Origin of the sequence: Asticcacaulis excentricus CB 48 (assembly GCF_000175215.2) — a bacterium.
Lineage (GTDB): Bacteria > Pseudomonadota > Alphaproteobacteria > Caulobacterales > Caulobacteraceae > Asticcacaulis > Asticcacaulis excentricus.
In genome coordinates this window covers 619616-643821 of sequence record NC_014816.1, presented here as the reverse complement: position 1 = coordinate 643821, position 24206 = coordinate 619616, and the positions used below count along the sequence as shown (strand labels likewise).

Below are 24206 nucleotides of genomic sequence, written 5' to 3'. Positions count from 1 at the left end.
TGTGACGTTTTGGCGGCAATCGTCACAAAATTAACACACGGAATTTTCTGTATAATTTTGCATATGCGAAAAATTATCGCTTAAGCGAGACGCCATGATAAAGGGTCTGTGGCCGCGCATCCGGGGTTTGCGTCGCCATCTCCAGCCCCGTTAGCTCGAGCCCTTCGACGTGCCGCGCCCATAGCCCCCAGGCAGGCGTTACCCCAAACATGGACGGCTCCGGATAGGCGCCCGGCAGATCATCGACAAAAGGCGCGACTACCGTCGGGTTCAAGCCGCCGCGATAGGTCAGGGCGACGTTTTCGAGTGTGACGTTCTGAATGGGGCTTTCGGGCAGGCCCATGATCAGGGCGCAGTAGTCGGGCAGGATGTCCGTGGCCGTCAGGTTGCGCAGGGTCACGTCGCGGATGGCGCCGACTGTGGTGCCTTCCGGCCCGCGCAGGCGCGCTCCGACGCGAAAGAAGATAGGCGCGGTGGTGATCTCGCTCAGGCTGAGATCTTCGCACACCACATCCTCGATGACGCCCCCATCGACCGTCTCCAAAGCCAGTCCGCGCGAGCGCTCAAAGCGGCAGTTGCGGATTCGGATGCGGCGGAAATCACCATTGGATTCGGTGCCGATCTTGATGCGGCCGGTGACGCGGTCCTGATCCGGGGCGCGGTCCTGCGTGCGGCCATAGGTGCCATCGAGCAGTGTGCCTAAGTCATAACCCGACACGGTGCAGTCTTCGATGATGATGTCCTCGCAAGACCGCGTCTCGCCCAGGGCAAAGCTCGATTTCAGAACAATGGCATCGTCATTGGGCGTGTTGACGCGGCAACGACGGATGGTCACGCGACAGCAGGCGTCGATATCGAGCCCATCGCGGTTGGTATCGAGGCTTAAGGAGTCGATCTCCATATCCTCGACCCCGGTGGCTAGCAGGGCGAAATGCCCGCCATTCTTTATCGTGAAGTCTTTCAGCGTCACATGGCGGCAGGTTTTCAGCGCAATGGCCTTGTTGCCCAGCCCCTGCATGGCCGACATCTCGGGGGCCAGTTCGGCCATCACCTCGGCCGACAGACCGCGCATCGACAGCGGAAATTCACCCGCCTGCTTTTTCCATTGCGATCCCGGCCCTTCGCGGGTCAGGCCTTCGCCGTCGATCATGCCTTCGCCGGTGATCGCAATGCGCTCGGCCCCTTCGGCCCAGATCAGGCTGTTGCGCCAATGCGAATGGCCAAAATCCTGATAGAGGTCAAACGGGTTGTCTTCGGGCAGATCGTATTGCCCGCCATGCCGGACCGGATCGGCGGCGATCAGCACCGCACCTTTGTCCAGATGCAGGGTCACGCCCGATTTAAGATGCAGTGAAAAACTGAGATACCGCCCGGCCGGAAACCGCACCACACCGCCAGTCTCCGCCGCCGCCTCAATGGCCGCCTGAATGGCAGCGGTATCCAGCGCCTCCCCAGTGCCCGTGGCACCGAAATTTTTGACAGACAGCATATGTGACGACCTTCCGGAACCTGCGGCGGAGCTAACCCGATACCGCCAGCGCCGGCAAGCCGCAGTCTATCAGAAACTGCCAAATCGCATCATAGAATCCGGGGGGACGGGTCGGATCATCGGCATCCCCCTTGGGCACGAAGACAACCATGCCTTGCCGCACGCGGGTGAGAATAACCCGATAGGCGTTCTTCAGATAAAGCTGCGCATAGGCATCGTTTACATGGCGCCATTTGGTGCCGGCGAATTTGTAGTGCTGCCAGCCGTTGAAGCCACGCGCCCTTTGTTCCAGATCAAACGCAAAGGGATTGGCGCGTGCCAGTTCACCGAGGATCTGATCATCGGAATCGCTGAAGAATTTCTCCCGGTCGGCAGTATAATAGGCGCGCATCTGTTCCCCTTAAGAAGCCAACCTGCCAGGTCTTCTGACTATTGAAAACCGGCAATCCGTTAACCTTTCTTAAGGCCCCGTTCACCATAATCGTGGCCATGCAGGACCTTCTCCATACCGCTCGCAATATCGACCCGATGCAGGTCTATGGCCGTGTGGCTGTGGTCAATGGCTTGCTGATCGAAGCCAAGGGCGGCATGTCGTTCATGGAGGTCGGCTCGCGCTGCGAGATCATGCGCCGGCACGACACCCCCCTGCCCGTCGAAGTCGTCGGCTTCCGCGAAGACCGCGCCCTGATGATGCCCTTCGGCCCGGTCGAAGGCGTGGCGCCCGGTGCAGAAATCCGCATCTCCAACGAAGGGGCGAAGGTCTATCCTTCGACCGCCTGGCTGGGGCGGATTATTGATGCCTTTGGTGATCCCATCGACGGGCTGGGCCCCCTGCCCAAGGGCGGCATTGGTTATCCGCTGAAAGCCGCACCGCCGCCTGCCCATTCGCGGGCGCGGGTGGGGGAGCGCCTTGACCTCGGTGTGCGGGCGATGAACGTCTTTACCACCTGCTGCCGCGGGCAGCGTCTGGGGGTGTTCGCCGGTTCCGGCGTCGGCAAGTCGGTGCTTTTGTCCATGCTGGCGCGCGAAGCGGCCTGTGACGCGGTCGTGGTCGGGCTGATCGGCGAACGCGGCCGCGAAGTGCGTGAATTTGTCGAAGAGACGTTGGGCGAAGCTGGCATTTCCCGCGCCATCGTCGTCGTCGCCACCTCCGATGAGCCCGCGCTGAAACGCCGTCAGGCCGCCTATATGACGCTGGCCCTGTCAGAGTTTCTGCGCGATCAGGGGCTTGAGGTCCTGTGTCTGATGGACTCTGTAACGCGCTTTGCCATGGCCCAGCGCGAGATCGGTCTGGCCACCGGAGAGCCGCCGACGACCAAGGGCTATACCCCTACCTGCTTCGCCGAATTGCCCAAGCTGCTGGAGCGCGCTGGCCCCGGCCCGCTGCTGCCCGACGGGACGCAAACCGGCCCCATCACCGGGCTGTTCACCGTTCTGGTCGATGGCGATGACCACAATGAGCCGATTGCCGATGCCGTGCGCGGTATCCTTGACGGCCACATCGTTATGAGCCGTTCGATTGCTGAGCGCGGCCGCTTCCCGGCCATCGACGTGCTAAAAAGCATCAGCCGCACCATGCCAGGGTGCCAGACGCTCGCCGAACGTGAGGTGGTGCGCAATGCCCGTGCCGTCATGTCGGCCTATACGAACATGGAAGAACTGATCCGCATCGGGGCCTATCGCACAGGCGCCGATCCGCTGGTCGATCGGGCGATTCAGCTCAACCCCAGCATCGAACAATTTCTGTCGCAAAGCCCCGATGAGGCCACAAGTCTTGACGACTCCTTTACCCTTTTGGGCCAGATTCTCAGCTCTCAATAAGGGAGTAGCGTGATGGCCTCGTGGGTAAAGTCTCTGATCCGTATTTCGACTTTCGAGGTGGAGACGCTGCAGAAACGTCTGGCCGAGGTCGCCACCCGCCGCACGCATGTCGAAATGAAAATTTCGACGCTTGATGCCGAACTGGCGCTTGAAATCGCCCGCGCCGCGCAGGAACCCGCCTTCAGCTTCGACCTGACCGCCTATAAAAGAGGCTGGACTCAACGCCGCGAACAGTGCGTCTCTGAGCTGGAGCTGATCGCGCACGAAGAAGCCGGTATCCGCGACTCGCTGAACGGGGCCTTTGAAGAACTAAAAAAGTTTGAGCACGTCGCCGAAACGACCCGGCTGTCGAAGATGGCCGCTGAACTGAAGCGCGAAAGCGCGGCTATGGACGAAGCCGCCCTGCGTTTGCGCTTTGCCGGTTAACACTATCGCGGGGGGACAGGTGACGTCGAAATCCCAGGCCCTTCCCCGTCGAACGGCTCTGGCCGCTATGGGCGCCGCCCTGCTCAGCGCCTGCGGGCGCGGCGAAGCGGCCACCGGTGCCATCGCGCCTCTGAAATCGCACGTGCCGTTTCCGCTCGGCGTCTGCGCGATGACCGCGCAGATGGGCGACCCGCAATGGGCCGCCATGATCGCCACCCATTTCGACCGCATCACGCCGGAATGGGAGATGAAGATGGAATACATCCTCCAGCCCGACGGCAGCCTGCGCTTTGATGCGCCCGACCGCATCGTGCAGCAGGCCCGAAACTATGGTCAGTCCGTTCTGGGGCACACCCTGATCTGGTACGCGCAGGACGGCGACTATTTCCAGAAGCTGAAAAGCCAACGCCAGGCGTTCGAGGCCGCCTATCGCGCCTATATCCGCGACGTGATGGCCCACTACATCGGCTATGTCGATGGCTGGGACGTGGTCAATGAACCAATCCTCGACGACGGTTCGGACCTGCGCGACTGCCTGTGGCGCGAGGTTTTGGGCGACGACTACATCGATATCGCCTATCAGGCCGCGCATGAAGCCGACCCCGCCTGCCCGCTGATCCTCAACGACTACAATCTCGAATACTATCCGGCCAAGCGCAAACGCTTCCTCGCTCTGGTCGAGGGGATGCTGAAACGCGGCGTGCCCCTGCAGGTTCTGGGCACGCAAACCCATATCGCCGCTGATCTGCCCAGAGGCGCAATCCGCGAAACCCTGCGTGATCTGGCGGCAACGGGCCTGAAAATCCATCTGTCAGAGCTCGACATCAGCCTGAAAGAAGCGGCGAAAAACGCGCTCGATTTTCGCAATTACCGCGACGCCCAGCGCGCCCTTTATGAAGAGGCCGCCGAAGCCTATGCGGCCCTGCCCACTGCTCAACAGTTCGGCTTGACCGTTTGGGGCCTGCGCGACAAGGACTCGTGGTATAATCGCAAGGACAAAGGGCTGATCGCCGACGAGCCACTCTTGTTCGATGATGCGGGGCAGTTGAAACCCGTCGGTCAGGCCTTCGTTAAGGCGCTGTAGCTCAGTCCGCCTTTTTGGCGACGAAGAACGGATTTTCCAGCACATCACCTTCGACCGTTTCGGCGGCCGGGGCCTCGACAGGGGCCGTAAACACTGGATTGGCGGCGGGCTCCGCCACCACCGGCTTTACGCCTTCGGTCACCGCGCGCAAGGCGCGGAGGTCATCGGCGATCCGGAAGATGGCGACGTAAAACTCACAAAAGGACCGCCACAGCAGCAGCGCCGCGAGGAGGAAAAGGAGCCCGCCGATCAGGAACGGCACGGCCAGAAAAATCCCCCACGGCATTTCTTCGCGCATGGCGATGCCGACCGCGCCACCGACCACGGCAAACAGGCCCAGCGCCACAAGCGCCAGACCGGCCCAGTAGATGATATGGATGACCGGCTTGGTCAGCAGGCGGTCAAAGGTCATCAAATCGACGACGATGTCTTTCGGCTTTGTGCTGCCGAAGGCTTTTTTGATAACGCCCATGTTGGTTCCTTTGAAACGCTGAAGCGCCTTGGTTCTAAAGCCGGAAAACGGCCGCCTCTGTCAAGTGATAGCGGAGAATCGCTAAAGGCATAAGAGCCAAACTATGCCGCTTTCAAGCCACCCCAATTGCCAAAACTCAGGTCAGGTTGAGACTCCGCGAACTCAGGTGCAAAGCCATCCTGCCATGGAAACAGCCCGTTATGATCCGGCCATACCATTTGCCAAAGGGCAAAATTCTCATGTCCGTAAAACCAACGGGCAGATAAGGGGTATTCAGCATAAAACCGCTTATCAACCGGAAGGAAAACAACATCGAGATTTCGCAAAATTTCGGGAACCCTGATGCCCAATTCTAAGGTTCTTCCGTTCTTCATAAGGCTGTAGATATCGCCAAGAAAATCATGCCCGTGCTTGATAGAGAACATGATGATTTCAGGTTGCGAAACCGTGGCTTCAAACCCAATAGAATAGGTGAAATCCGGACCTTCCTCGTCCGCTGACACACTTGTCGCGAACCAGCCATGTTCACGCACGCAACGAACGATCTTACGTTCGTAGTCACTGAAATGCTCATCATCCCTATCGAGTGCATTCGTCATCCTAAACCTGTCCCACCGTCCGCAGGCGGACCTTCGGATGGATTTCGTTCTGGCTCATGACGGTGGTGTTGCCGCGGAAGCGCTCAACGATCGAACGCACATAGGGGCGGATGCCGGGGCTGGTCAGCAGGACGGCGACTTCACCCGACATGGACACTTGCTCGAACGTATCGCGCACCGCGCGGATAAACTCCTGAAGCTGCGACGGGGCCATCGACAGCTGCCGCTCCTCGCCCACTCCGATCAGCGATCCGGCAAAGGCGTTTTCCCAGTCGTTCGACAGGGTAACAATGGGCAAGGCTCCATCTTCGGCGCGGTTCTGCCAGCACAATTGTCGCCCCAGACGTGAGCGCACATGCTCGACCATCTGGGTCACCGACTTGGTATGCGGGGCCACTTCGCCCAGCGCTTCGAGGATGGCGGGCAGGTCGCGGATTGAGACCCGCTCTTTCAATAGCGCCTGCAAAACCCGTTGCAGCGTCGCCACCGTCACCACAGACGGGATCAGGTCGTCGATCAGCTTTTTCTGACCTTCCGGCGCGTCTTTCAGCAGCTTGGCTACCTCCGAATAGGACAGCAGCTCCGACATATTGTCCTTGAGAATTTCGGTCAGGTGCGTGGTCAGGACGGTGGCTGGATCGACAATCGTGTAGCCCATGAATGTCGCTTCTTCGCGCAGGGCATTGTCGATCCAGGTCGCCGGAATACCAAACGCCGGCTCCTTCATGTGCTCGCCCGGCAGTTCGACCTGACGCCCTGACGGGTCCATCACCATCAGTTGCCCCAGACGCACCTCACCGGCACCGGCCTCCATCTCCTTGAGACGGATGGCATAGCCTTGAGTCGGCAGGCGCATATTGTCCATCAGGCGAACGAACGGCATGACGAAGCCGTATTCCTGCGCCAGCGTGCGGCGCAGGGCCTTGATCTGATCGGTCAGCTTGCGTCCGTCATTATCGTTGATCAGGCCCAGAAGCCCCAGCCCCAGCTCGACCTTCACATCGTCAATAGCAAGCGTTTCGGCCATGGTTTCTTCGGTCGGCGCGGCAGGCGCGGCCTCCAGAGCGGCGGCTGCCGCGGCAGGATCTTCCTTGGGCTTGCGCCCCAGCTTCCACGCCAGGAAACCCGCCCCGATCGCAATCGCCGCAAACGGAATGATCGGCATACCGGGCACGAGGCCCAGCACGCCCGCCGTGGCCGACACCATGCCGAGCACGACCGGGTTCATGGCCAGCTGAGCCACCAGCGCCTTGTCGGCCGAGCCATCGACGCCTGACTTCGACACCAGAAAACCCGCACCCATCGAGATGATTAGGGCCGGGATCTGCGTCACCAGACCGTCACCGACGGTCAACTGGATATAGGTCGAAGCCGCCTCACCCGCCGGCATACCGTGCGACAGAATGCCGATCAGGATACCGCCGACGATATTGATGCCGGTAATGATCAGACCGGCGATCGCATCGCCGCGCACGAACTTCGAGGCACCGTCCATGGCGCCGAAGAAGTTCGACTCCATCTCGACTTCCTTGCGCTTGCGCTTGGCCTCTTCCATGTCGATGATGCCCGCAGACAGGTCGGCATCAATGGCCATCTGCTTGCCCGGCATAGAGTCGAGGGTGAAGCGCGCCGACACTTCGGCAATCCGGCCGGACCCCTTCGTGATGACCACGAAGTTGATCAGGATGAAGATCGCAAAGACGATCAGCCCGATGATGAAGTTACCCTGCATGATCAACTGGCCAAAGGCCTGAATGGTCGCACCGGCGGCGGCGTGACCTTCGTGGCCGTGACTGAGGATCAGGCGCGTTGAGGCGACGTTCAGCGCCAGTCGGAACAGGGTGGTGATCAGCAGCACCGTCGGGAAGGCGGAAAATTCCAGCGGCTTCTTGATCAGGATGGCCGTCATCAGGATCAGCACCGAGGTGGCAATCGAGATAGACAGAAGCAGGTCGAGCAGGATGGCCGGGATCGGGATGATCAGAAAGACGATGATCATCATGATGCCGACGGCCATCACGACTTCACCGCGCTTCAGCCAGCCCGCGACCTCAGACAGCTTAAAGGGCTGAACCCCTGTATTGGCTGTTGCCGCGTCCGCCACTCACTGTCCCCGAAACAAAAGCCTCTACGCACCCGCAGACGCACTGCGGGCATTAGGCAAAAATTACCTATGGCGTGGTGAAGAAAGGGTTAAAGCCGGTTAACGAGAGCCGTTTTTAAAAGGGCCTCCGGCGGGCAGAGGCACGGGGCCTGCACCCGGATCAGGCGGGCGCGGGCCACTTCCTACCCTATCGACCTGATATAGGGCCACAAGGTGAACCCACCAGTCAGAACCGCCGCAAAGGCACAGAGAAGAACCGCTCCTGCGGCTATGTCCTTGGCGCGTTTTACACTCTCGGAATAGCCGGGAGAGACCACATCACAGACATATTCGATCGCTGTGTTAAAGGTCTCCGCCACCCAGACCATAGCCATAGCGACAATCAACCAGCGCCAGTCGGCAGGCGTAACCTTTAGCCACAATCCAACACCTACGACCCCGACGGAGGCTATGGCATGAAGCCAGGCATTATGCTGGGTGCGCAGCATGAAACCTATACCGGCAAAGGCGTATACAAAACTTTTGACACGTCCGGACAGGCTCAAGACCGACATTTACGCCGCCGAAGCACCCGATTGCGGGGCCGGGATACTTAAGCCCTGAGCCGCATATTCGTTCAGCTTGTTACGCAGAGTTCGGATCGAGATGCCGAGGATATTGGCCGCGTGGGTGCGGTTACCAAGGCAGTGGCTCAGCGTATCGAGGATAAGCTTCTGCTCGACCTCGGCCACAGTCGAGCCGACAAAGGTCCGCGCAGCGCTCTCGGCGGCCTGCGCGGCGCGGTTGATATAGTCCATGCCAATCGGGGCCACCGGATTGAGCGGCTGACCGTCCGGCAGACGAATAGCTTCTGCGTCAATTTCCGACCCGGCGGACAAAAGCACAGCTCGGTGCATGGCGTTTTCCAACTCACGCACATTGCCGGGCCAGCCGTGCGCCTGAAGCCGGCGCTTGGCCTCCATCCCGATGGGCTTCAGCGGGATGCCATTGGCCTCGGAATATTTCTTCACGAAGAATTCCGACAGGACCACGATATCGGCCGGGCGTTCGCGCAGCGGCGGGATGGCCAGATTGATAACATTGAGGCGGTAGAGCAGGTCTTCGCGGAAGGTGCCCTCTTTGACCGCCTGCGCCAGATTGCGGTTGGAGGTCGCCAGCACGCGGATATTGACCGGCACAGGCTTTGCCCCGCCGACGCGGTCAATAACGCGCTCCTGAAGAGCGCGCAGCAGCTTGGCCTGAAGGCGGGCGTCCATTTCGGAAATTTCGTCGAGCAGCAAGGTGCCGCCATCGGCCTCTTCGAACTTGCCGATGCGCCGCGCCATGGCCCCGGTGAACGCCCCCTTTTCGTGACCAAACAGCTCCGATTCCAGCAGATTATCCGGAATGGCGGCACAGTTGACCGAGATAAAGGGCTTTTGTGCGCGCTTCGACTTTTCGTGGACGTAGCGCGCCATCACCTCCTTACCGACACCGCTTTCACCGGTAATCATGATCGAGGCGTCAGACGCCGACACCTGATCGGCCAGCTTGATCACCGCCTGCATGGCCGGATCGCGCGAAATCATCGGGCGCGAGTCGTCAGAGACGGCGGCGAGCACAGCGGCAATCAGCTCGGCATCGGGCGGCAGGGGGATGAATTCCTTGGCCCCGGCGGTAATGGCCTGCGCCGCCTTGCGTGGATCGGGATTGACGCCGCAGGCTATGACCTGAACGTGGATGCGTTCGCGCTCATTGGCCTCGATCAGCGCGCCGATATCCAGCTCGTAGTCCACCATGAGGAGGTCCGCACCCTGCCCCTTGCGCAATGCGTCCGTGGCCTGGGTCACGGTTTCGACGTGCGCCACCTTGGCGCCAGCATCCATAGCCATCTTCACGGCGGCGGAGAGTTGCCCGCTCAGGCGTCCAACAACCAGCAGTCTCATATCCCTACTCCTTACCCGGCCGAATCTTCAGACTTGATGATTTCCGTCATGGTCACGCCCAGACGTTCATCCACCACCACCACTTCGCCACGCGCGACCAGGCGGTTATTCACGTAAATATCAATGGCTTCACCGACCTTGCGGTCCAGCTCCAGCACGCTGCCCTGCCCCAGCTTGAGAAGCTGCGACACCGACATATAGGCCTTACCCAAGACGGCGGAGATATTAACCGGCACGTCGAAAACCGGCGCGAGGTCGGCCGCCGCCTTGGTACCTTCGTCGTCGCCGCCGGGCACCATGGCCTGACCTTCGCCGAACTCTTCCAGCTGGAAATTCTCAGACATGGCTATGATGCCTCTCGGGTTGCCGGCGTGTGGGCCGGGTGTTGACTGTGGGCCATTTCGGCCAGCAAGACTTCTTTGAGCGCGGCGCGCAGCGCTTCGGTGATGCGGTCCGGATCATAGGCGGCGCGCCCTTCCGGCCACTGGATCTCAAACGCGCCGACGTGGCGACCACCGGCCTCACGAAACTGAATCGCGCCTTGAAAGCCCGTCAGGGCGGCGGCTTCGCGCGCGGCCTTTTGTAGATTGGCGTCTGGCGAAGAGGCCGTGATGATCAGGCGCGGCGCGCCGGAAATCTCTTCGCCCAGCGCCTCCAGAGCCGCCTTGACCGGCGCTTCGGGGAACAGCTCCAGCGCCTGAGCGGCGATCTTCTGCGCACAGACCAGTGCCAGTTCGACGCATTCGGCCTTGTGGCTCATCAGCACAGAGTTGAGCGCCTCAAGCCCATGACCGGCCGCATCGGCTAGAGCCTGCACAGCCTGAGCCTGCGCCGCCTGAGCGCGCGCCATGGCCGACAGCTCGCCTTGAGTATAGGCCTGCTGACGGATGGCCTCGACCTCATCGGGGGTGAAGAATTTCTTTTCCTTCGGGGTGCTGGCAAGTACATGCCCGCCGTCGCCATAGACTGTGCCGAAGTCGAACTTCTTGTATCGGGGCGGGGTATGGGTCATGCGAAGGCCCCCTGCAAGTCGCCGGAGCGGGCTGCAATCGACATCGTGAGACGGCGGGACGGAAGGGGGTAACGCCAAATAGGATCACGCGCTGAGAGGGCAGCGCAATCCCTCTGAGACCGCTTCGCGACCACCTGCTGATCGCTGCGCGACAGGTAGGAGACTAGCGCTTTAATAGATAAGCTCATCATCGCCTCCCTGACCGGCCAGCATAATTTCACCCTTGGCCGCGAGGTCCTTGGCGACCTGCACCATGGCCATCTGCGCGGAATCGACGTCTTTCAGCCGCACCGGCCCCATCGAGTTCATATCGTCGCGCATGATCTTTGCCGCGCGTTCGGACATGTTGGAGAAGAACAGGTTGCGTAAACTGTCCGACGCTCCCTTGAGCGCCAGCCCCAGCTGATCTTTTTCCACTGCCCGCAGAAGCGTCTGCACGCCGCCCGGATCGAGCTTCGACAGGTCCTCGAACACGAACATCAGGGCACGGATTCGCTCGGCCGACTCGCGATTGCGTTCTTCGAGTGCGGCAACGAAGCGGCTCTCGGTCTGACGGTCGAAATTGTTGAAGATTTCAGCCATCAGTTCGTGCGAGTCGCGCTTGGAGGTGCGCGCAAGGTTCGACATGAACTCAACACGTAGGGTCTGTTCGATCTTGTCGAGGATTTCGCGCTGAACCGGCTCCATACGCAGCATCCGCTGCACGCATTCCAGCGCAAAGTCTTCGGGCAGGGCCGACAGGACGCGCGCCGCGTGGTCGGACTTGATCTTCGACAGCACGACGGCCACCGTCTGCGGGTATTCGTTTTTCAGGTAGTTGGCCAGCACCCCTTCGTTAACATTGCCTAGCTTATCCCACATGGTGCGACCAGCCGGACCGCGGATTTCCTCCATCAGGGCATCGACCTTGTCCGACGGCAGGAAGGATTGCAGCAGGCGCTGGGTCTGTTCGTAAGACCCCATGATGGTGCCGGAATTCGACAGACCCGACACGAATTCGACCAGCAATTCTTCGACCACGTTCGAGGACACCGTGCCGAGCGACGACATGGCCTGAGAGATTTCCTTTATCTCTTCCTCGTCGAGCTGACGCCACAGCTCGGTATGGTCTTCGCCGAGCGCCAGCATGACCACGGCGGCCTTTTCCACGCCGTTCAGTCGTTTGGGGTCGTCTATGATGTTCTTCGCCATAGGTTACGCCTTAACCGTCGTGCAGCCACGACCGCAGAATCGAGATCGATTCTTCCGGGTGGCGTTCCACGAATTCCGATACGCGCTTGACCGATGAGGCCTTCACCTGACCTTCGATCTTCGCAATATCAATGCGGCTATCGACCGGTGAAAGCGCCAGTCCGGTGCCCGGCACGCCCTGATAGTCCAGCGCCCCGGCAGGTACGGCGACCGGTACACCATCGGCTCCCATCACCATCTGGACCGCGCCCCCTGCTCCGGCCAGTGCCGGCACACCACCCGGCGCGGGCACCGCGCCGTTATTGACGAATTTCAGCAGCGGGCGGGCAACGAAGAATAGCACCAGCAGAGCCACCACCAGAAGGATCAGCCACTGAATGGCCGTCACGATGTCGTCCTTGGTGAAATCGAACATGCCCGCCGATGCGGTCGTGCCGCCCAGACCTGCCGCATCGCGCGCGAAGCGAATATTGGTGACCTTAAGCTCGTCTTTGCGGCCATTTGGATTGGTGGCCGTCTGATCCGTATAGCCGATCGCGGCGCGGACCAGTTCCTCGATCTGCTGCATGTCCTGCGCCGAGCGCGGGGCATAGGTCGGCGGCGACTTGCCATCAGCGGCCGGCGTCCAGGTGCCATCGACCACCACCGCCACGGCCAGCTTCTTGATAGCACCGGGCGCGATGACTTCGGTCGTCTTGGTATTGGAGATTTCGTAGTTGGTCAGTTCGCCGGTCGTCTCGCTCTGATTGCCCGTCGTGCCCTGCCCGGGAGCCGCCGCGCCGCCGGGTATATTAGCCTGCGCTGTCACAGTGCCGTTATTGGCGTTGTCGGTGGAGGAGTCGGTCGAAGTGTCCGTGCGGGTGGAGCGCACCACCTGACCGTCAGGATCATACTGCGTCTGTTCGCGTGTCAGCGAGTTGAGGTCGATGTCGGCCGTCACGGTTACGCGCGCCGCACCGGGGCCGACCACGCCTTCGACAATATCCTTCACCCGCTTGCGCAGGGTTTCCTCAATCTCAGTCTTGCGCTCGGCCCCACCGGCCCCCAGCAGGTTGTCATCTTCCCCCCCGGCGGCCAGCAAACGGTTCTTGTCATCGACCAGCGTGACAGCATTGGCCTTCAGGTTCGGCACAGCACCGGCGACGAGATTGCGGATGGCGCGCACCTGCTCGCCGCTCAGCTCTGTATTGCTCAGGCCGACCACGACCGAAGCCGTGGGAGCCGCAGCCTCTTCCTGAAACAGTTCGCGCTTGGGCATGACGAGGTGTACGCGCGCCGAATTAATGCCTTTCAGCGTAGCAATGGTGCGCGCCAGCTCGCCTTCGAGGGCGCGCTGGTTATTGAGATTCTGTACAAATTCGGTCTGGCCTAGCGCCGGAGCCTTGTCGAACAACTCGTACCCGACTGATCCAGCGGTCGGCAGCCCCTTGGAGGCCAGCATCAGGCGGGTCTCGCCCACCGTATCGCGGTCCACCATCAGGGTCGAGCCGTCTCCCTTTGCCTGATATTTGATCCCCGCCTGATCGAGCGCAGCGGTGATTTCAGACGCTTCTTTCAGATCAAGATTGGAGTAGAGCAACGCCTGCGGCTTGCCCGTCATGTTCAGCGCAATCGCCGCCAGCACGGCAGCCACACCGATTGAAACGCCAATTATGACGGCCAGACGGCTAAGCCCAAACTGTTTGAGGAAATCCACGACCCCGATACCCTGCCATCAGACACAACTATGGACCCGTTTGCGGGTCACTAGGCAGTAATTTCCCAGTGAAGCGTAAACGAGCCGTTAAGGGATCAGGTAAACGGGTAAATTCTTAACACGGACCGGCGAAAAGCTGCGGTCGTGAAGCAGGAAGACCCGGCTTTCACCGGGTCCCTGCATCCTTAGCGGTATTGTTGGATGCGCGTGGTGCGCAAGCCCGCCATACCGTGGCTGTCGATCGCCTTTTGCCAACCGAGGAATTCCTCGGATGTAATGCCATAGCGTTCGCAGGCCTCTTCGAAGGTCAGCAAGCCCCCGCGCACGGCGGCCACGACTTCGGCCTTGCGCCGAATGACCCAGCGCTCCGTTCCCGGCGGCGGCAGGTCGTTCAGGGTTAATTTGGCACCGGTTGGTCCAATCACGTATTTTTCGCCTTTGCTATCGCGGCGTTGTTCTTGCAGCATGATTCTTCACGCCTTTCTTACCATCACCATGGATGACAAGATAACGCATGGAATCTAATATCCACTTAATTGCCTTAGTAAATATATTACTAATAACGGCACTTCAGGATATTAACACTCCATTCATCATGCTTTACCGCGCGTTATTACAAGTTAATCAAAGTCAATAATTAGCGTTTGATATTCAGCAATTCTTGCAACATCTCATCCGCCGTTGTGATTGTTCGGGAATTTGCCGAGTAAGCGCGCTGGGTGACAATCAGGTTGGTAAATTCTTCGGAGAGATCGACATCCGAGGCCTCAAGGGTCCCCACCCCAAGCAGACCGGCACCGGAAACGCCAGGCACCTTCAGCGTCAGGGGGCCAGAGTCATTTGACACTGTGTATGCATTGCCGGACACTGGCGTTAGTCCGTCGGCATTGACAAAGGTTGCCAGAGCCAATTGGGCGATGTCACGGGTCGAACCATTCTTAAAGACAGCGGTGACAAGCCCCTCTTTGGAGATCTGCACCTTATCCAGGCCAGAGAAGGGCGTACCATCGGCGTCGACGCGATTGGTGCTCGCGGAATTGAGCTGCGTCAGGCCACCTTGATCCCCATTGAATTCAACCTGAACCGTTTGAGCGGCCACGCCGATTGCGCTGTTCCAGTTAAAGCTGAGGTTCAGCGACGTGGCCCCTGTGGAGGTGCCGGTCGAGTCCACAATATCCGTGAGCTTGCCAGCCGAGTTATAGACCAGATGTCCGCGTGAGACGATCCCGTTGGTAGAGGCCTCGGTAGCGGGCGATATGGTCGAATCCTTTACATCGGGCGACCAGACTTCATAGGCCCAGGTATTTGCCGCGATGGGCGGTGTCGCGGTCGGATCAGCGGCCAGCTTAATCATTGAAACGGTCAGCCTACGCTCGCCGCCCTGGCTGTCTGACACCGGGATGGTAATTTCATAATCAGGGCGCGTGGAGGTCGTCGTATCCGGCGCGGAGGCGTCATAGGTCGCCATCGGCAGAGTGGTCGGACTGGCCGCATATTCATCGGCACGATCCGAAATCGTCTGATTGGCATTTAGATTGCCAACAATCTCCGCGAAGGTCGTCGGTTCAATCTGTGCCGCAATGTTTTCAACATTAATTGTGCGCAACTGGCTGAGGTCCGCTGCCGACAAGGTTGGACCACCACCGGCCGTGATTGGCCAGCCCTGAAGGTAGAGATTCGACGCGTTGCGCAGATACCCATCCTCATCGGCAAAGAAAGAGCCGTCTCTTGTGAATAATCGCGCGTCTTCGGCGCCCGGCTCGGACTTCTGGGTCGTGATAAAGAAGCCTTGTCCGTCGATACCGAGGTCGAGCTGGCTCGACGCCTTTTGTAAGGTGCCAAGGGTCGAAATCATATGCCGCGTCGTCGAAATGACCCCGCCGGCATTATAACCCGTCGGCGTCGAGGATGCGGTCACGATGGACTGAAAATCCGTGCGCACGCGCTTATAGGCGGTGGTCGTGGAATTGGCGATGTTATTAGAAATCGCCGACAGGGCGTTAGAGTTAGCGGCCAGACCGGCAACGCCGGCCTGCATCGAGGCGCTCAGGCTCATAGTTCAGACTCCGGACGAAAACGCAGAAGAAGGGAAGATGGGATCAGGCATCGGCGGTTTCCCGAACGCCCGTTATGGCGGACATGGCGATCAGCGAATTACCCATGCGCAGGACAATCTCGCCATCGATCAGTTCGGTGGCATCGACGCGCTGCTGGACAGAGATCGCATTGGCGATAGCCGAGCCACTGGCTGATGTAGCGGTGACCTTGAGCGTGTAATCGCCTTCTTTCACCGTATTACCGGTCGAATCTTTGCCATCCCAGGTAAAGGTGTTGTCCCCTTTATTCAGTTGATCAGAGGTGCCCTTCCAGACGGTTTTGCCGTCAGCATCGAGCACTTCGACCCCCACCTGTGACGCCGTGCTGGCCAGTTCGTAATGCCATGTGAGCGGCTTGTCCTTGAAGGTCTGGGTGTCAATGTCGGCAATTGCGGTCTTGCCGATCATATTGACTGAACTGGCCATATTGCCCGCCCCGAGCCCCACGAGCGACTTCAGATATTCATTTGCCTTAAGCTGCTGTTCGACGCTGGTATACTGGACAAGCTGGTTGGTCCACTGCGTAGAATCCATCGGCGACAATGGATCCTGATTTTTGATCTGCGCGGTCAGGAGCCCTAAGAAGGTCTCATAGGTGGTGGCCAGCCCATTGGTGGATGAGGTCGAAGAGGTGGCGCTCGAATTCGTGGCGGAGGTATTGGATACAGACGTGACCATGACAGTGCCTTACACGAGCAGACTGAGAGAAAGGGTGCGCGCCGGGCCGTAGCCATCGGCAGACAAGCGGTTATAAAAGGCGAGGTCAGTAGAGGCTTCAGCAAGCAACTGAGCATCAATGAGACTATGAGCGTCGGCAGATGCGACCTCGGTATCGCTCACTGGTGATCCGTAGTCTGACGACTCCGAAGGCGTGCGCTGACGACCGCGGCCCTGATCGCCCGAGGCAAAGCTCAGAGAGGCGTCATCCATCTTAAAGCCTGCCTGTTCCAGCTGACGGCGCAGATCGTCCTGGCGACCCTTGAATTCGCTTTCTGCCACCGGACTGTCGAAACGTAGATGAGCCGTGAGCTTGCCATCATGCGCAATTTCAAGCTTTACCTCCACCCTACCCATATCAGCGGGGCGCAGTTCCATATCAAAGCTGGTCGATTTGCTTCCAAGCCGTCGCGTGATCTGGGCGCTGAGGGCAGCAATGTTTTCTAACGCGTGGGCGGACTGACTGTAGGTACGCGCGGTTTCTTGAGCGTTCGTGGCAGGCGGCGTGAAACGCACGCCGCTGTCGGTTTGGGGCAAGGTCTGCGCCTGAATTTGGCTGAGTGCCGAATTGGCGGCGGCTTGGGATTGCGCCGCCACTTGGCGGTTGCTGGCCTCCGTGGCTCCATCACCTTTCAGTGCGCCGGACAGAGATTGTAAAGTGTCGGCCAAGGAACGAAGCTCGGCCTTCGTCGAAGCCGTCACCAAGGTCGCTGCAGTTCCGTCCTCACCTGTTTCAGGCATTAGATCATCGGGCGTCGCGTCTTCTGAAATCTCATCGGATATCTTAGCTGCGGCCTCAGCCATCAAGGCCGTTAGGGGCAGCCCTACCGCTTGGGGGTCTAGAGGTGGCGGCCGCACTCCCACAGCAAGGGCTTGCGTCTGCTGCGCCTCGTCGACAGTCTCTTCGGCTTGAACCTGAGCGAGCGCAGCACCGGGCTGGGGGACTTGCTGTCCTAGTAAAACAGCCAACAGTCCAGGGCTCAGCTCTCCCGTCTCGTTTGTCTGTTCTTCGCTATCATCGGTGGATTGCGAAGAGACCTTTTCCGGCAGCGCACCGGCGTCTTCAGTTTGCGCCGCCTCCAGCGCATGATTGAAAAGCGTTGACTTCGCCGACCGCACCTCGGCAGAGGCCACACCCACACCACCCGGAGCAACCGCAGGGGAGCTTGGCACAGGGGACGCGTTCGAAGGCTGCAGGTCTGCGGGCAAAAGGATCATCTTCGCTGAGAGCCGTCGCTTCCGTTCACGGTCGACGGCGAGTGTCAGACGAACGCCTTTTGCGTCCGAAAATCATCAACCGAGGATCGCAAATGTTGTGCCAAACCCTAAATTATTGTTTTTATTCATTTTAATAAATTATGCCCGGCGTATTTTGCCGGTAACTTGGCGCATCCACCGGAACAAACTTGCCGGGGACGAGAGGTCTCTGCCGCCGGCCGGCGCCGCGATGTCAGAGTGGCATCCTATTTGAAACCCAGTCTTTAGTTTACGCATTGCGATGCGCGCGAAGAAAAGCAAGTCAATGAAAATTATGAACAAATTTTCTAACTCGGCTCGAAAGGCACGGCAAATTCTGCCGTCTGTCGGGCAAGGCTTGCCTAAAACGCTTCACCAGGAGGCCTGATCATGTCGCTCAACTCGATTCTGAATATCGGCGCCTCCGGTCTGATGACGGCCCAAAGCCAGTTGCGCGTCGTTTCGGACAATATTTCTAACGTCAATACTCCGGGCTACATCCGAAAGGTGGGCACGCAGCAAGCCAGCGTCATCGGCTCTCAGGGGGCCGGTGTCATGTCCGGTCAAGTCATGCTGGCGGCCGACAAATACTTGCAACAAGCGGCGATGCGGGCGAATTCATCGGCCTCACAAGCCGAGGTTTTTCACGAACTTTTCGACCAGATTCAGTCGCAATTTGGCGACCTAACCGACACAAACGGTCTATTCAATCTGGGGGACAAGGCCCTATCGGCCGCGGCCTCGGCAGCAGAAACACCCGCTTCGAGCGCGGCGCGTCAGGAAGTCCTGTCGGCGTTTGAGAGCTTTCTGGACGAAAGCAAGCGCATCTCCGGAGAAATCCAGAACGCACGCGCCAATGCGGACAGCCGCATAGCGACAACGGTCAAGGCCATCAATGACCTGATCAAGAACATTTCGGACCTCAACCCGACCATTTCTCAGTCCACGATCAACGGCAGCGACGCTTCGGGTGCCCAGACGAAACAGACCGGATATATTGACGAGCTGTCCAAGCTGATCGACGTCGAAGTCAGCACCAATAGCAACGGTGGTGTAACTGTCCGCACATCCTCGGGGATGGTACTGGCAGGAGATCAGCGGGCGAGCTTGTCTTACGAGCCGACCAGCCCTGTTAGCGCCGCAACAAATTTTAACTCGGTCATCGTTACCGGGCCAAACGGGGAAAAGCGCGATTTCTCCGAGCACATTAAGACCGGTGAACTGCGCGGCCTCCTGGACGTCCGCGATAAAGAGTCCGTTGCCGTCAGCGCGCAACTGGCCGAATATATGTCGGTCTATGCCGATCAGCTTAACGCCGCGCATAACGCGGCCTCCGCTGTGCCCGCCCCGAATTCCTTGACGGGTAAGGCGATGAACCAGACCCTAGCCGAGGCTCTCAACGGATTTGCGGACGCCAGCGGCACGGGCAGCGGGACGACCAATCTGACCGTACTCGACAACACCAATAAGATTGCCAGCAAGGTCGACCTGACCTTCAGCCGCGACGCCTCCGGCAACAGCCAGGTGTCTATTAACGGCGGGACAGCGGTCCTAACCTCCGACTCGACCCTGCTGTCGCAAATCAATACCGCCCTGAATGGCACAGGGACCCTCAGCTTCTCCGACGGCAAGCTGAGCTTCGCTGCCACCAACAGCACCTATGGCGTGGCCATCGCCGACGACCCGAGCAACCCCGCCTTGAAAAACGGTAAGGGCTTCTCGCACTTATTCGGCCTGAACGATCTGGTGCGTAGCGACGTGCCCTTTGACTACGCCACCGGTTTGACGGCCAGCTCTGCCCACGGTTTTGACAGTGGCAGCGTGAAGTTCAACGTGATGAATGGTTCGGGGTCACGCGTGCAAACCGTGGACATCGCCTTCCCCGCGGGCGGCACCATGACGGACCTCGTCAATACGCTGAACAATACCTCGAGCGGGCTTGGTCGCTATGGCACCTTCTCGCTTAGCACGTCGGGCGAACTGACCTTCCGCGGCTTTGGAAACCCGGCCAACAGTCTGGGTATAGCCGAAGATTCTACGACGCGCCTCGGCACCGGAGCCTCGTTTAGTGAGATGTTCGGCCTGGGTGGACTGGCGGCCGAACGCACCGATAGCCTGGCGCTCGACCCGACTATTGCCAACAATCTCGACCGTCTGTCGATGGCCACGCTGAACTTGACGGCGGCTTCGGGGACACCGGCACTTGTGGCCGGGGACGGCAGCGGGGCTCAGCGCCTAGCAACAATCGCCACAAAGAGCGTCACCTTCAAAGCGGCCGGGGGTAATGCCGGCGGCAACTCCACGCTCACCCGCTATGCCGCCGACCTCGCCGGACAGGTGGGGGCCACCGCTGCGACCGCCAAGTCGCGCATGGACGGGGCCGACGCTCTCGCCGCCGAAGCCACCTCACGCCGAACCGCCGCTGAAGGCGTCAACCTCGATGAGGAACTGATCAACCTGACCACCTATCAGCAGGCCTATTCGGCCTCCTCGCGCCTTATTCAGGCGGCGAAGGAGATGTACGATGTCCTGTTCAACATGTTCTGAGGTAAACACGGATGCGTATCTCAACCGGTCAGATGTGGGGCAATGCCCTGTCGAACCTTATGCAGGCCCAGATCCGCAAGGACGAGGCCAATAACCAGTTGTCGACTCAAAAAGTGGCGACCGATTTCGCGGGCTATGGCCGAGGTGCGGAAATCATCGCCGCCTATCAGTCATCGCTGGAACGCATCACCGCCTACAGCCAGGTGGCGCAAAGCGTGTCTGACCGTCTCGCCAGCCAGAACATCGCGTTGGAACGCGCCAGCGACGGCATAGCCACCGGTAAGGACGGCATCATGGACGCCATCGCCAGCAAGTCACTAGATGGGCTGACCACCGTGCTGCAGTCGAGCTATATGGCGTTTGCCGACGGCCTAAACTACAAACATCAGGGTGCCTACCTTTTCGGCGGCGGCAATGAGAGCGAAGCCCCGCTGGCAGCCATGTCTCTGAATGACCTCGCCGGAACGCCAGCTGCGGATGTCTTCAAGAACGGCAGTGTGAAAAAAGCCTCCAAGATCGACGCTACCACCACCCTGCAAACCGGCATGCTCGCCAGCGATATTGGCACCGAAGGCGCTACCCTCTTTCGCGACTTGAAAGCCTTTATTGATGCCAACGCGCCCATGCAGGGCGCGATGACCGATGCGCAGCAAGCGACGCTTCAGGGCCTCGCTACACGCATGAATGCCGCCTACACAAAGATGGTGGACCATACAGCCCTGAACGGTACGTTCCAAAATCGCGTCGAAAACACCCTGAAGTCGCTGGAAGGTCAGGAAAGCAGCCTGAACAATCTCATCTCGAACAAAACCGATATCAACATGGCCGAAGCCTATACCAAGCTGGAACAAGCGGACCTGACGGTGCAGGCGGCATCACAGGTGGTGGCCAATCTCAAGTCGGTGTCGCTGCTCGACCTGTTAAGATAAACACGCTCACCGCTTTGTGAATTTATCCACAAGGCCACAGGGTCTATTATAAGCCCGTGGTAAGCCACATCCAAAGACCCCGCGCGGGGCCATCTGAATGTTGTGCCGTTCACGCCTGGGTCCGAAGGCCTTGAGATGAAAACCCGGGACGCCCTCCCGCCGGATCGTCGCCCCAAGTCTTCGTACCCGCGCCTGAGTTGCTCATTCGGGATGAAAGCAAAAAGGCCCCGTCTTCCGACGGGGCCTTCTGATTAGAGCCGGTTGATTTCTATTGGGATCCTTCTGACCGAGCCGCTGTTGAAGCGCCAGCCAAAATAGCGCAGCCCGCACCGGAGACGGGCAAAAACAAGGATCCAGATCATTTGGTGTCTATCAGAAGTGATAGTGATCCAGCCAAATACTTCGGCTGCCCCCTACTCTTTTCCGCTCAAAAGCCTTATTTAGCGAGCCATGACTGCGTCTGCACCCGCCTGCCCCGTCCCTGTTTTCGACACCGCCGATCTGGGCGAAGCGATTGCCCGCGTGCGCCAAAGCGTCGGCCTGTCGCAAGGCGCGCGCGTCGTCGCTGCCATGTCTGGCGGTGTGGATTCGTCGGTCGCCGCAGCCCTTCTGCATGCCGCTGGTTATGAGGTGATTGGTGTTACGCTTCAGCTTTATGATCACGGGCAGGCGCTGAAAAAGACCGGAGCCTGCTGCGCCGGGCAGGACATCCACGACGCCCGCGTCGCCGCCGAAAAGATCGGTATTGCCCACTACGTGCTGGACTATGAAAGTCGCTTCAAGGATTCGGTGATCGAAGAGTTTGCCGACTCCTATCTGCGCGGTGAAACCCCGGTGCCCTGCATCCGCTGCAACCAGACGGTCAAATTCCGCGATCTACTGGACGTCGCCCGCGATCTGGGGGCCGAGGCGATGGCCACCGGCCACTATGTCGAACGCCGCGACACGGGTAACCGCGCCGAGCTGCGCCGTGCTATCGATCGCAACCGCGACCAGTCCTATTTCCTGTTCGCCACCACGCGTGAACAGCTCGACTTCTTGCGCTTTCCGCTGGCCGATATCCCCAAGCCGCAAGTGCGCGACATTGCCCGCCAGATGGGGCTCAATGTCGCCGCCAAGCCGGATTCCCAGGACATCTGTTTTGTGCCGGAAGGCAAGTACACCACGCTTATCGACCGGCTGCGTCCGCAGGGCCGTGAGGCGGGTGATATCGTGCACCTCGACGGGCGCGTTCTGGGAAAGCATCAGGGCATCACCGGTTACACGATTGGTCAGCGGCGCGGGCTCAATATCGCCGTGGGCGAGCCTTTGTTTGTCATCAAGCTCGATGCCGAGACGCGCCGGGTTATCGTCGGCCCGCGTGAAGCGCTAAATACCGCCGCCCTCGTCATGAAGGAAACCAACTGGCTGGGCGATCACGAAACGCTAGAGAGCGCCGCGGCCGCCCACCTACCAGTGCTGGCGCGAGTGCGTTCGACCCGCCCGCCGGTCCCCGCGCGGCTCAACCTGCGCGAGGGCCAGGTCGAGGTGGTGTTTGACGCTTCGGAAGAAGGCGTCGCTCCCGGCCAGGCCTGCGTCCTCTATGATCCAGCGGACGAGGACCGCGTGCTGGGGGGCGGCTTTATTGAACGCACCCGCCCCGTAGAATTGGCGCTCTAGTCAACACCAATGCCTTTGCGAACATAGAGTTCCGAGAGGGTCATACCCCGGCCGTCTTCGCGCGCCTTAAGCACGCTGTGTTCGTCGATCATCTCACCGCAGGCCTCGCACTTGGGCTGAGTGATAAAGATACCCTTGCAGTCGTCGTGGACCAACTCAAAGAAGGGGCCATCGTTGTCGTCGTAGACGTGCTGACGCCCCCAGCCATAGAGCGCGACCAGAACGCCCTTGAGGCTGCGCCCCTTTTCGGTCAGCACATATTCGTGGCGCAGTGGCCGTTCGGAATACACCACAGCCTGCATCAGGCCCAGCGCCACCAGACGCTTCAGTCGCGCCGCGAGTACGTTGCGCGCAACGCCCAGGCTCTTTTGCCATTGCTCAAAGCGGCTATGCCCCAGAAAGGCATTGCGCACAATGAGCAGGGTCCACGGTTCTCCGACGATGTCTATGGCCGCCGCAATGGCGCACCTTTCGCCGGAATAGTCAGCCGATCGTCCCATAATACGTCTTTTCTTCTGTGCGATGCCAGCCATGGCGTCGCCACACCCCATGTCCAAGGCTTACGGACAGTGGGTTGATGAAAACCTAAAATTCAGGGCTAACGCAGGCCTGAGAATGCGATTAAATCTAAAAAACAAAGCTATATTAAGCGTGCCGGTATTTAGACACCAGAGCATTGTTTTTGCTTACGGATTAAACGCAAACAGGGTCGCTACGGCGCGCCTCAGGCGCACCTCATCGCTATGGACAAAGTCCTGATCAAAGGCCTGACCGTTCCAGTGCACAAGTACCGTTACACCGTCATCCAGAGACAAGATCAGACCGTCCGTGTGCGTTTCGATATCGCCATTGCAGTGGTCGGCGAAGCTGCCGCAATCGACGGCATAGGTGGCCGCCGGGGCGCGCTGCACCTGAGCGGCCAGACGCGCATCGAGACTGATGACCTTGACCTCTTCACCGCGGCCTAGGCGCATATAGACCGCCTGACGGTCGCCCTCTTCGGCGCTGAACACCACGTCGTCTATACGGCCATCGCCATCAAAGTCGCCCTTGAGCAAGGTGGACAGACCATTAAACGGGGCCTTGGACACATCAGTGCGCAGATCAGCGCCGCAGGCGCTGCCCGCTAACATCATACCCACCATCGCCACTGCCAGTGCCCGCATCGTCGTCTCCGCCTTTGTGCAGCGCTGTTATCCCGTA

At 59.7% G+C, this 24206-nt stretch carries 23 protein-coding genes; 6 read left to right on the top strand and 17 right to left on the bottom strand.

The features are described from left to right. Positions 1-73 precede the first annotated feature (73 nt). On the bottom strand, positions 74-1489 hold the full coding sequence (locus tag ASTEX_RS02995; protein ID WP_013478127.1) for a rhamnogalacturonidase: 1416 nt from the start codon (positions 1487-1489) through the stop codon (positions 74-76). 31 nt (positions 1490-1520) lie between these two features. Further along, on the bottom strand, positions 1521-1880 hold the full coding sequence (locus tag ASTEX_RS02990; RefSeq protein WP_049781590.1) for a DNA/RNA helicase domain-containing protein: 360 nt from the start codon (positions 1878-1880) through the stop codon (positions 1521-1523). Between the two features lie 98 nt (positions 1881-1978). Here ASTEX_RS02990 and fliI point away from each other — a divergent pair, with 98 nt between their 5' ends. Genes fliI through ASTEX_RS02975 form a run of 3 tightly spaced genes read left to right on the top strand, consistent with a single transcriptional unit; the run spans position 1979 to position 4820 of the window. After that, positions 1979-3310 carry a flagellar protein export ATPase FliI gene (gene fliI, locus ASTEX_RS02985; protein ID WP_041658785.1) on the top strand — a complete coding sequence of 444 codons (1332 nt, stop codon included), beginning with the start codon at positions 1979-1981 and terminating at the stop codon, positions 3308-3310. A 12-nt stretch (positions 3311-3322) separates the two neighbouring features. Beyond that, positions 3323-3736, top strand: coding sequence for a flagellar export protein FliJ (locus tag ASTEX_RS02980; protein WP_013478125.1), 414 nt, complete (start codon positions 3323-3325; stop codon positions 3734-3736). A 19-nt stretch (positions 3737-3755) separates the two neighbouring features. Next, positions 3756-4820 (top strand): endo-1,4-beta-xylanase, encoded by a 1065-nt coding sequence (locus ASTEX_RS02975; RefSeq protein ID WP_245532523.1) that lies wholly within the window; start codon positions 3756-3758, stop codon positions 4818-4820. A gap of 1 nt (position 4821) precedes the next feature. On the opposite strand, the gene ASTEX_RS02970 is transcribed toward ASTEX_RS02975, so the two are convergent. From ASTEX_RS02970 to ASTEX_RS19180, 13 genes are all read right to left on the bottom strand, one after another. Then, positions 4822-5292, bottom strand: coding sequence for a DUF4282 domain-containing protein (locus ASTEX_RS02970; RefSeq protein ID WP_013478123.1), 471 nt, complete (start codon positions 5290-5292; stop codon positions 4822-4824). A 101-nt stretch (positions 5293-5393) separates the two neighbouring features. Further along, positions 5394-5891, bottom strand: a complete 498-nt coding sequence (locus ASTEX_RS02965; RefSeq protein WP_013478122.1) for a DUF4262 domain-containing protein — start codon at positions 5889-5891, stop codon at positions 5394-5396. Between the two features lies 1 nt (position 5892). Then, positions 5893-7995: a flagellar biosynthesis protein FlhA gene (gene flhA / locus ASTEX_RS02960; protein ID WP_013478121.1), complete on the bottom strand. Its 2103-nt coding sequence runs from the start codon at positions 7993-7995 to the stop codon at positions 5893-5895. Between the two features lie 182 nt (positions 7996-8177). Then, positions 8178-8549 (bottom strand): diacylglycerol kinase family protein, encoded by a 372-nt coding sequence (locus ASTEX_RS02955; RefSeq protein WP_013478120.1) that lies wholly within the window; start codon positions 8547-8549, stop codon positions 8178-8180. After that, complete coding sequence (gene flbD / locus ASTEX_RS02950) at positions 8550-9920, bottom strand: sigma-54-dependent transcriptional regulator FlbD (protein WP_013478119.1); 1371 nt, start codon at positions 9918-9920, stop codon at positions 8550-8552. Positions 9921-9931: 11 nt separating this feature from the next. Next, entirely contained in the window at positions 9932-10264 is a 333-nt protein-coding gene (fliN, locus tag ASTEX_RS02945) for a flagellar motor switch protein FliN (protein WP_013478118.1), read from the bottom strand. A 2-nt stretch (positions 10265-10266) separates the two neighbouring features. Continuing rightward, the gene (locus ASTEX_RS02940) at positions 10267-10932 is read right to left on the bottom strand and encodes a FliH/SctL family protein (RefSeq protein ID WP_013478117.1); all 666 of its coding nucleotides are present in this window, start codon (positions 10930-10932) and stop codon (positions 10267-10269) included. Positions 10933-11103: 171 nt separating this feature from the next. Beyond that, entirely contained in the window at positions 11104-12123 is a 1020-nt protein-coding gene (gene fliG, locus ASTEX_RS02935; protein ID WP_013478115.1) for a flagellar motor switch protein FliG, read from the bottom strand. Positions 12124-12133: 10 nt separating this feature from the next. Next, positions 12134-13819 (bottom strand): flagellar basal-body MS-ring/collar protein FliF, encoded by a 1686-nt coding sequence (gene fliF, locus ASTEX_RS02930; protein WP_013478114.1) that lies wholly within the window; start codon positions 13817-13819, stop codon positions 12134-12136. 185 nt (positions 13820-14004) lie between these two features. Further along, complete coding sequence (sciP, locus tag ASTEX_RS02925; protein ID WP_013478113.1) at positions 14005-14286, bottom strand: CtrA inhibitor SciP; 282 nt, start codon at positions 14284-14286, stop codon at positions 14005-14007. 170 nt (positions 14287-14456) lie between these two features. Next, positions 14457-15875: a flagellar hook protein FlgE gene (locus ASTEX_RS02920; RefSeq protein ID WP_013478112.1), complete on the bottom strand. Its 1419-nt coding sequence runs from the start codon at positions 15873-15875 to the stop codon at positions 14457-14459. 43 nt (positions 15876-15918) lie between these two features. Beyond that, on the bottom strand, positions 15919-16593 hold the full coding sequence (locus ASTEX_RS02915; RefSeq protein ID WP_013478111.1) for a flagellar hook assembly protein FlgD: 675 nt from the start codon (positions 16591-16593) through the stop codon (positions 15919-15921). Between the two features lie 9 nt (positions 16594-16602). Next, the gene (locus ASTEX_RS19180) at positions 16603-17766 is read right to left on the bottom strand and encodes a flagellar hook-length control protein FliK (RefSeq protein ID WP_049781589.1); all 1164 of its coding nucleotides are present in this window, start codon (positions 17764-17766) and stop codon (positions 16603-16605) included. A gap of 492 nt (positions 17767-18258) precedes the next feature. Between ASTEX_RS19180 and flgK the strand changes: the two genes are divergently transcribed. From flgK to mnmA, 3 genes are all read left to right on the top strand, one after another. Next, a complete protein-coding gene (flgK, locus tag ASTEX_RS02905; protein WP_013478109.1) occupies positions 18259-20415 on the top strand; it encodes a flagellar hook-associated protein FlgK in 2157 nt (718 codons plus the stop codon). An 11-nt stretch (positions 20416-20426) separates the two neighbouring features. After that, positions 20427-21344, top strand: coding sequence for a flagellin (locus tag ASTEX_RS02900; protein WP_013478108.1), 918 nt, complete (start codon positions 20427-20429; stop codon positions 21342-21344). Positions 21345-21794: 450 nt separating this feature from the next. Beyond that, the gene (mnmA, locus tag ASTEX_RS02895; protein ID WP_013478107.1) at positions 21795-23003 is read left to right on the top strand and encodes a tRNA 2-thiouridine(34) synthase MnmA; all 1209 of its coding nucleotides are present in this window, start codon (positions 21795-21797) and stop codon (positions 23001-23003) included. Here mnmA and ASTEX_RS02890 read toward each other — a convergent pair. Further along, on the bottom strand, positions 23000-23503 hold the full coding sequence (locus tag ASTEX_RS02890; protein WP_041658477.1) for a winged helix-turn-helix transcriptional regulator: 504 nt from the start codon (positions 23501-23503) through the stop codon (positions 23000-23002). The two genes, mnmA and ASTEX_RS02890, sit on opposite strands and share 4 nt — an antisense overlap. Positions 23504-23689: 186 nt before the next feature. Continuing rightward, positions 23690-24169: a hypothetical protein gene (locus ASTEX_RS02885; RefSeq protein WP_013478105.1), complete on the bottom strand. Its 480-nt coding sequence runs from the start codon at positions 24167-24169 to the stop codon at positions 23690-23692. Between the last annotated feature and the right edge of the window lie 37 nt (positions 24170-24206).